The sequence below is a fragment of the Pseudomonas sp. R76 genome (genome assembly GCF_009834565.1).
Classification (GTDB): Bacteria; Pseudomonadota; Gammaproteobacteria; order Pseudomonadales; family Pseudomonadaceae; genus Aquipseudomonas.
On the sequence record NZ_CP019428.1, the window covers coordinates 3379294 to 3387632 of the forward strand.

Annotated in this window: 6 protein-coding genes; 1 reads left to right on the top strand and 5 read right to left on the bottom strand. The window is 60.8% G+C overall.

Translation table 11 applies throughout. From position 1 onward, the window contains the following. Nucleotides 1-17: 17 nt before the first annotated feature. The 5 genes from PspR76_RS15280 to PspR76_RS15300 form a co-directional block, all read right to left on the bottom strand. Complete coding sequence (locus tag PspR76_RS15280; RefSeq protein ID WP_159956496.1) at nt 18-887, bottom strand: isocitrate lyase/PEP mutase family protein; 870 nt, start codon at nt 885-887, stop codon at nt 18-20. Between the two features lie 133 nt (nt 888-1020). Then, entirely contained in the window at nt 1021-2013 is a 993-nt protein-coding gene (locus tag PspR76_RS15285) for a nucleoside hydrolase (protein ID WP_159956498.1), read from the bottom strand. 22 nt (nt 2014-2035) lie between these two features. Then, nucleotides 2036-3064 (bottom strand): LacI family DNA-binding transcriptional regulator, encoded by a 1029-nt coding sequence (locus PspR76_RS15290; RefSeq protein WP_159956500.1) that lies wholly within the window; start codon nt 3062-3064, stop codon nt 2036-2038. Between the two features lie 172 nt (nt 3065-3236). Beyond that, a complete protein-coding gene (locus PspR76_RS15295) occupies nt 3237-4565 on the bottom strand; it encodes an OprD family outer membrane porin (RefSeq protein WP_159956502.1) in 1329 nt (442 codons plus the stop codon). Nucleotides 4566-4693: 128 nt separating this feature from the next. Further along, a complete protein-coding gene (locus PspR76_RS15300) occupies nt 4694-6088 on the bottom strand; it encodes an MFS transporter (RefSeq protein ID WP_159956504.1) in 1395 nt (464 codons plus the stop codon). A gap of 528 nt (nt 6089-6616) precedes the next feature. On the opposite strand from PspR76_RS15300, the gene PspR76_RS15305 reads away from it, so the two are divergent. Beyond that, entirely contained in the window at nt 6617-8326 is a 1710-nt protein-coding gene (locus PspR76_RS15305; RefSeq protein WP_159956506.1) for a ShlB/FhaC/HecB family hemolysin secretion/activation protein, read from the top strand. The last annotated feature ends 13 nt before the right edge of the window (nt 8327-8339 follow it).

Here is an 8339-nt window from a genome sequence, read left to right on the forward strand (position 1 = left end):
CGCCGATTGGCCGACGCTTACTCTTTCACGTCCATGAACTCTTCAGCCCAGGCCACGTAGCTTTCCGGCAGCGTGTAGGTATGCGTCAGTTCAGTCGCGCTCAGATTCGTGGTGCTGCTGGTCAGTTTGCGCTGGGCGCGCAGGCTGTCGTAAGTCGCTTTGATCGAGGCAAAGTAAGCGCCATGCCCGGCTACCACAATGCGCACACCGAGGCTGGCCAGGCGTTCGCTGTCATTGAGCTGTGGGTTGCCGTAGGTCACCAGCATCAGCGGCACCGTAAGGTTTTCGGCGATCTGTTCAAGGTGGTCGAAGTCTTTGACACCGACCATGCAGATGCCATCGGCGCCGGCTTTTTCGTAGGCCTTGGTGCGCGCGATCACGTCTGCGGTCGGCAATACACCGGCGTTGGTGCGGGCGATGATCGACAGCTCAGGGTCGACCCGCGCTTCAAGGGCTGCCTTCACTTTGCCGATGCCTTCCTCGACGGAAATCAGGTCGGTGGACTTACGCCCAAACTGGGCCGGCAGCAGCGTGTCTTCAATCGTCAGTGCCGCAACGCCAGCGCGCTCGAGCTCTTCAACGGTGCGCATCACGTTCAGCGCATTGCCGTAACCGTGGTCGGCGTCGGCAATAAACGGCAGCTGGGCGACCCGGCCGATGCGGGTGGCCTGTTCAACGAACTCACTCAGCGTGATCAAGGCAAAATCGGGTGCCGCCAGGACCTGCAACGATGCGACCGAGCCACCCAGGATGCCGACTTCGAAGCCCAGGTCAGCGGCGATACGCGCGGACATGGGGTCGAAGACGGAGGCGGTTTCAACGCAGATTTGTTTGGCAAGCAGTTCACGGAAGTTGCGGCGTAGCGCTGAGTGAGAAATCTTTGGCATGTTCTTTCCTGGCTCTGGTCATCGTCAAGTGACGATCAATGTCTATTCGTGGTGGCGCCAGATTACCACGCAGGCGAACGGGGGATTATGACGTTTGAGCATGAGGCAGGCCCCTAACTCATGGATCTTCCGTTCACGGTTTGGGGATGGACGCGCGCAAGTGCCGTTCTATGAGCGCCAGCAACCGGCCGTTGTCCACGGTTTGTAGCACGTTAATCGGGCCGCCGGCAGGCGCCTCGATGCCCACATCCAGGCGCAGAGGTTGCTTGTAACGCCAGGTTTTACCGCGTGTACGACCTGCGCGCAGTTCAATATCGGCAAAATAGGCACTGGCGGTGGCGATGTCGGGGTCAAGCAGCCATGCGATGACCAGAGCGTCGTGGATCCAGCAACCGGACAGGCCACGGGAGGTCATCGAGTAATCGATCCAAGGGCGGAAGGTTTCGCAGACAAATGCAGCGAGTGGCGTGTCGATCTGTGCGATTCGGTCGAGGTCAGAGTGGGTCATCAGGGTCTGGGTGGTGACATCCAGCGGCACCAGGGTGATGTTTGCACCGCTGTTGAGGACTTGGTGGGCGGCTTCGGGATCGAAGCCGAAGTTGGTGTCCTTGATGTAGTCGTCCAAGCCAAACACGCCGCCCATGATCACAATTTGCCTGACGGCGGCGGTCATCTGCGGGTAGCGTTGCAGCGCTTGTGCAACGTTGGTCAAGGGGCCGATTGCGACCAGGGTGATTTCCCCAGGGTTGGCACAAATCAACTGACCCATCGCGTCAGCCGCCTGCAACGCGGGGGCCTGGAATGCCGCGGGGGCGCGTACGCCTTGCCATAAATGCGCGAGCTGGCGCTTTTGTACGCCATTGTCCAAGGCCTCGCGCCAGGGGGCGTCGGGTTCTTCCAAGGCCTGTGTGCTGCCCTGTACCACCTGTATCGGTCGACCGACCCGGACCATCAAATCCTGGGCCACGTTGTAGCCTATGGCGCTGGGCGTGTTGCCCGCGACGGTGGTGACCAGTTCAAGGTTGAGCCCGGGGGCCGCCAATGCCAGCGCCAACGCCAGGCCGTCGTCAACGTTTGCGCCTGCAATCCCGTTGCCGGGGTCGCAATCAATAATTAAACGCTTCATTTCACCTTCTTGTTTTCTTGTTTCAGGCGCACGGGGTGTTTGCCGCCGTGCATCCGCAGGATTCACCCAGCACCAGGCGATGGGAAAACTCTTGCAATTTCACCTCGCCGTCCCAGGTCAGCAGCATCGAAATGGCTGCCTTGGCCATTTCCTTGACTGGCTGGCACACGGTGGTCAGGGACGGGGTACAAAACGCCGAGGCCTCGGTGCCGTTGAAGCACACCAGCGCGACATGCTCCGGCACCTTAAGGCCATGTTCCGACAGCGCCCGTACGCAACCGATGGCTTGCGCCTCGTTGGAACAGAACAGCGCGCGGGGAGGGCTGCCGTTCGCCAGCATGCGTTGAGTGGCGTCATAACCTCCCTGGCGGGTGTAGCTGGCAGGAAAAATCCTGTGCGGGTGCGCTTCAACCCCGGCGTCATTCAGTGCGTCGCGCCAGCCGTTGAGACGGTCCTGGGCGTTGAGCATTTGTGCATGGCCGCAGAGGATGCCAACGTCGCGGTAACCATGGCTGAGCAGGTGCGCGGTGACTTGTCGGGCCGCGGCGCGTTCGTCGACTCGCAACATGTTGACGCGCAGCTCGGGGTCGACACGGTCGAGCATGACAAACGGCGTGCCGCTGGACTGGATCAGTTCGATGTGAGGGTGACGGTCGACGCTGGTGTAGAACAGGCCGTCGACGCGCTGGCTGAGCAGGCTGTTGATCAGGCTCAATTCGCGTGTACGGCAATCGCCGGAATCCCCCAGCAGGATCACGAGCCCGTTATCCAGCGCCTCTTGTTGCAGCGCATGGGCAAAGGAGGCAATGAAGGTGTTGGAGATGTTCGGGACGATCAACCCGTAGGTCCTGGTCTTGCCCGATGCCAGGGCCTGGGCCACGCCGTTGGGGCGGTAGCCGGTGGCCTTGATGGCGTCCAGTACGCGTTGCCGGGTGGCTTTGGCCACTGGCCTGGGGCCGTTGTTGATCACATAGCTGACGACAGCCACCGAGGTACCCGCTTCACGGGCGACGTCATCACGCGTGGCGCGGCTTGTGTGTTGTCTGGTCAAGGAACCTTCCCCAGCAGAGGGCTTGGCAAAGGGTCTACCCGCGTAGACCCTGGGGTTAAAAAAATAGAAAAGGGGTGGCAGACACGGGGCAGCACCGACTTTTCATAAACGACATTATCCCTTCGGTTTTGTTGCAGTTTGATGACCCGCGGCGTCTGCACCCGCGCACTTTTTAGAACAGGGCGTAGGTGTAGCTGAAGATAACGCGAGCCTGATCGACCGCGCCGACATTTGGAACACCGCTGCGAAAACTGCCTTCGCGCAGGCTCGCGCCCAAGCCTTTGAGGGCCCCGCTTTGCACCACGTAGTCGATACGCGCATCACGTTCCCACTCCGAATAGCGCTCGCCGCCGGCTGATCGAATGTTATCGCCATGCAGGTACAGTACTGACGTAGTCAGGCCGGGTATGCCCAGGGCCGCAAAGTCATAGGCGTACTGACCGAAAGAGGTGTTTTCGCCGGCACGGATAAAGGAGTTGTCCATCACGTCGGTGATCAGGTACACGCTCGCGCCGCCATTGCCTTCGTTGTTGCCGTTGCCGTCCAGCACGTTGCCCTGGTTGAGGTACACCACGCCGCCGGAGTCGGACACTTGCTGGCGGCCGAGCATGACGGCGTGGCCGCCCAGGGTGTAGGTGAACGCGGCGCTCCAGGTGGTGTTATCGACTTTGCCGGGGTTGCTAGCGTAGCCCCCGTTGTTGTTGAACACATACCCTGGCTGGCCATTTTTGCCTTGGGAGGTGCTGTTGAAGTAGCGCAAGTCGGTTTTGAAGCGTGAATTGTCATTAAGCTGGGTGGTGTTCAACAGACCCAGGAAGGTCTGGTTGTAATAGTCGCTGAGGTTGGCACGGTAGAGTTGTACGGTGGTGTCTTTGTTGGGTTTCCAATCGGCGCCGGCGTAGGTGAACGTGCTGCCCTCGGTGCCGCCCGCAACGGCTAGCGCGGTGGCGTTGGATGACGCGCGACCGGTAGAACGGTCCAGGTGCCCGGCATTGATCGTCAGGTTGTCGATTTCCCTGGAGGTCATCGTTACACCTTCAAGGGTTTGCGGCAGCAGCCGGCCATCATTGGCGACGAGAATCGGCAGGTTGGGGGAGAGTGCGCCGCCTGCGTGAAACTCGGTCTTGGACAGCCGGACCTTGGCATTCCCGGCCAGGCGGCTCCAGTCGTCGACCGGGCTGCCGTCAGCGCTTACCGGGGAAAGCGAGTTCTGTGTCGTGGCACTCGGATGCTGGGTGCCGCCGGACAGATTGAATGCCTGCAGTGCTTGCAGATCAACACCAAAGCCCACGGTGCCTTGGGTAAAACCCGACAGATAATCGAGTTTGAAACCCTGGGTGAGTTGGTTCTGGTCGACGCCGGGCGTATTGGGGTTATCACTGCGCAAGTAGAATGTGCGTGCGCCGAGGGTAGCGCTGCTGTCATCGACGAAACCTGCGGCCAGGGCCTGCTGGGCCAGGAATGTTGCCGTTATCGCGAGTGCCAGGGTGGATCTTTTCATGACGACGCTCCTATCAATGTGCCGTTTTTCAGGCATGGCTTCGCCCGGCTGTTGATTCACAGTCGTGCGGGTTGGCGCCTTCTACGAGGCGTCAGGGGGTGCTGGTGTTTACGGGTGAAGGGCCTGCGTTAGATGGCATCTTCCAGCGCGTTGAGGTCGCGACCACGGGTTTCCGGAGCGACAAACGTGGTGAAGAAACCAATGCCGGCCATGGCGGCAAAGTAGGTTGCGATCGGCCACCAATGGCCGGTCCAGGACAACAGCGCCGCCGCAATCAATGGTGCAGTGCCGCCCGAGAGGATCGAGCCGAGCTCCTTGGCCAACGCCAATTGGGTGTAGCGGTTTTTCACGCCGAACATCTCGACGCTCCACGCCGCTTGCACACCGAAGATGCCCAGTGATGCCAGGCCCATGCCGACCACCATGGTGGCGATGACGGTCAGCGGGTCGCGTGAATCGAGCAGCATGAATGCCGGAAATGCATAGACCATCAATAACAGGCAAAACCCGCGGTACACCACGCGGCGGCCGAAACGGTCGGACAGCCAGCCGGCCAGCGGGATGATCAAGAAACCCAGGATTGAAGCAATCAACACCGCCTGGGTTGCGACCGACTTGTTCACAGTCAGCACTTTCACCACATAGCCGACGATAAACCCCTGAGCCAGGTAGGACGGGCCGTTTTCGCCGATGCGCAAACCCACCATGGTCAGGAACGCGCGGCGGTTTTTCCAGACACCGACTGATGGCGTGTGCAAGGGCAGGGCGGCCCTTCGTGTGTCGCGCTGTGCTTGAAGTTCGGCCTTTCTTTGTTCGAACACCGGGGTTTCCTGCAGGTTGCGTCGTAGCCACAACGCAGCCAGCGCGATCAGCGAACTGCACAGGAACGGGATGCGCCAGCCCCAGTCCTGCAGTTGCTGTTGATCCATCTGTATCACCGCCAACCACACCAACGAGGCCACTAACGTACCGCTGTTGGAGCCCAAGGCGATCACCGAAGACACTAGGCCCCGGCGCCTGGCCGGTGCGAACTCGCCGAGCATCACAGTGCCCGCCGCGAGCTCGGCGCCGGCGCCAAAGCCTTGGGTGAACCGCAGCAGCACCAGGCAGATCGGAGCCCAGATGCCGATGGATGCGTAACTGGGGATCAGGCCGATCATCGTAGTAGAAGCGCCCATCAGCACAACGGTGGACACCATCACCACCTTGCGGCCCTGGCGGTCGCCCAGCCAGCCGAAGAACAATGCGCCGATGGGGCGCGCCACGAAACCGACCGACCAGGTCGCGAAGGTCGACAACAAGGCCATGGCCGGTGTGACATTGGGAAAAAACACGTCGCCGAAGATCAGACCGGCCGCCAACCCATACAGGGCAAAGTCGGCATATTCCATTGCCGTGCCCAACCAGCAGGCAAGAGTGGCGCGGTACATCTCCCGGCGCCCACGCGGGGTGGACAGACTTTCATCCGCTGCGCCACGGCCTGCCGACGAGGCGGGATAGGCGGTTTGTTCAAGCATGGACATCAAAAAACTCCCGATCTGAGGATGTGCCAAGCACCACTCGATCCCTTGTTCCACAGCTATCTACGCGCGTAGATTCCAGCCCTTGAAAAACGGCCCGAAGATGAACCTCAAAGGCCGATGCTGACAATCGATGGAGCGGTGTTGGGCAATGACTAGCGTATTGGGTCAGGAAGACGGGTGTGACCTGCCTCCGGGCCGGATTCTAGGCAGGGATATGTTGCGGGCCGATGACAGACAGTCGCGCCTTTTCCAAGGCAATCGGTGGCGTGCGGGGCAGGCGCTGAGGTTCGAGGTGCTGCTGTTCAACTAGCGTTGCTCACGCCGGCTTATGGATCCTCGGTTCACAGTCAGGCGATGGACAACCCAAAAACCATTCGCGCCCCATAAACCAATGCCGTTGTTTTAGCCAGAATACAAACATGAAACATTCTGTAAAGATTTCATGTTTGACAAATTGACGCCAAAAAAATGCTTCCATAGTATCGCCGCCCAGTGATGGCACTAAGCCATTTAGTCAAGGGAATGGCCATGCGAGTTTCAATCCTCACAGTGAGTTGCCACGCGCTGGCACTGGCAGGTCTCGCGGTGGCCATGACGCTGCAGGCGGCGCCCAACCCGGGTGATACCGACCTGATTCGCGACCGCCAGGACCGCCTGCTCGAAGAACAACGCCGCCGCCTGGATGGCCTCAAGGACCTGCCCGGTAGCGCCACACCGGCAACCGCGCCCAACGCGGCTGCGGATAATCGCTGTTTCCCCATCAAGACCGTCCAACTCACTGGTGCAGACGCGCTTGGCGCCAACGAACGCACGCAGATACTGGCGCCTTATACCGGGCAATGCCTGGGCGTGGCGCAGCTCAATGCGCTGCTTAAAACCATCACCGAGCGCTACATCGACAAAGGCCTGGTGACCAGCCGCGCCTACTTGCCGCAACAGGATCTGTCCAGTGGCAACCTGAACGTGCAGGTGGTGGAGGGCCGCCTCGAAGGCTTGAAGGGCGCCGAGGGCAGTGGCTTTTCCGAGCGCCAGCTGGCCCAGGTGTTTCCCGGCAAGCCCGGTGATGTGCTCAACCTGCGGGAAATCGAGCAGATGGTTGACCAGCTCAATCGCTTGCCGTCGAACCAGGCACAAATGGAGCTGGCGCCGGGCAAGGCGGTGGGCGGCAGCGACGTGCTGGTCAAGAACAGCGCGCAAAAGCCCTGGCGCGCCGGTGTGTCCTACGGCAACGACGGTCAGCGCAGCACCGGTCGCCAGCAGGCTGGCACCAGCTTCGATTGGGACAACCCGCTGGGGCTGTCCGACCAACTCTCGCTGCGCGCCGGGCACGATGTGGTCAGTGATACCCGCAAGAATTCGCGCAACGCGATGCTCAATTACAACCTGCCGTTCGGCTGGTGGAACCTCAACTACAGCTACAGCGAAAGCGAGTACCGCTCCCAGGCCCAGGCCAACGGTTTCAGCTTCAAGCAAAGCGGCGACAGCCAGAACCATCAATTGCGCCTTGAGCGGGTGATCTACCGCGACGCGCTGAGCAAAACCTCGCTGAGCACCGGCGTGTCCTACCTCAGCACCCACAACTACATCGAAGACAGCAAGCTGGCCCTGAGCAGCAACCGCATCAGCGAAGCCCAATTCGGCATCAACCATGGCCGGCGCATTGGCGGTGCTTTTCTCAACATCGACCTGGGCATGCAGGACGGCATCGGCGCCTTCGATGCGCAAAGCAATCGCGACGTCAAAGCCGGACAGCCCGACGCGCGCTACCGTAAATACACCGCCACCCTCAGCTATTTGCAGCCGTTCAAGCTGTGGGACGAGTCATTCAGTTTCACCAGCCTGATGACCGGGCAACACAGTGAAGACGTGCTGTTCAGCCCACAGCGCACCAGCCTGGGCGGGCAGTCGTCGATTCGTGGGTATCAGGACCAGTCCCTCACCGGCGACAGCGGCGGTTACTGGCGCAACGACCTGCGCTGGACCCGCCCGGTGACCTGGAGCTGGATGCACACCGTGTTTGCCGAGTACGGCAGCAGCCTCGGCTATGACCAGGGCGTGATCAGCCACGGGCGCTACAACCCGGACCAGCACGGGCGCATGACCAGTGACGCGCTGGAGTTGTTTGCCCGCGGCCCCAACGTCGCCGCCACCGTGACCTTTGCGCATTCGCTGGAGCGACCGGACGCCATCACCGAGCGTGAAGCCCCGATCTATTTCCGTCTGGATTTCTTCCTCTAACTTTTTTGCCTTC

What these genes read in the sequence shown, in the direction of transcription:
- PspR76_RS15280 (WP_159956496.1), bottom strand. Translation starts at nt 887, where the DNA reads ATGCCAAAGATTTCTCACTCAGCGCTACGCCGCAACTTCCGTGAACTG.
- PspR76_RS15285 (WP_159956498.1), bottom strand. Translation starts at nt 2,013, where the DNA reads ATGAAGCGTTTAATTATTGATTGCGACCCCGGCAACGGGATTGCAGGC.
- PspR76_RS15295 (WP_159956502.1), bottom strand. Translation starts at nt 4,565, where the DNA reads ATGAAAAGATCCACCCTGGCACTCGCGATAACGGCAACATTCCTGGCC.
- PspR76_RS15300 (WP_159956504.1), bottom strand. Translation starts at nt 6,088, where the DNA reads ATGTCCATGCTTGAACAAACCGCCTATCCCGCCTCGTCGGCAGGCCGT.
- PspR76_RS15305 (WP_159956506.1), top strand. Translation starts at nt 6,617, where the DNA reads ATGCGAGTTTCAATCCTCACAGTGAGTTGCCACGCGCTGGCACTGGCA.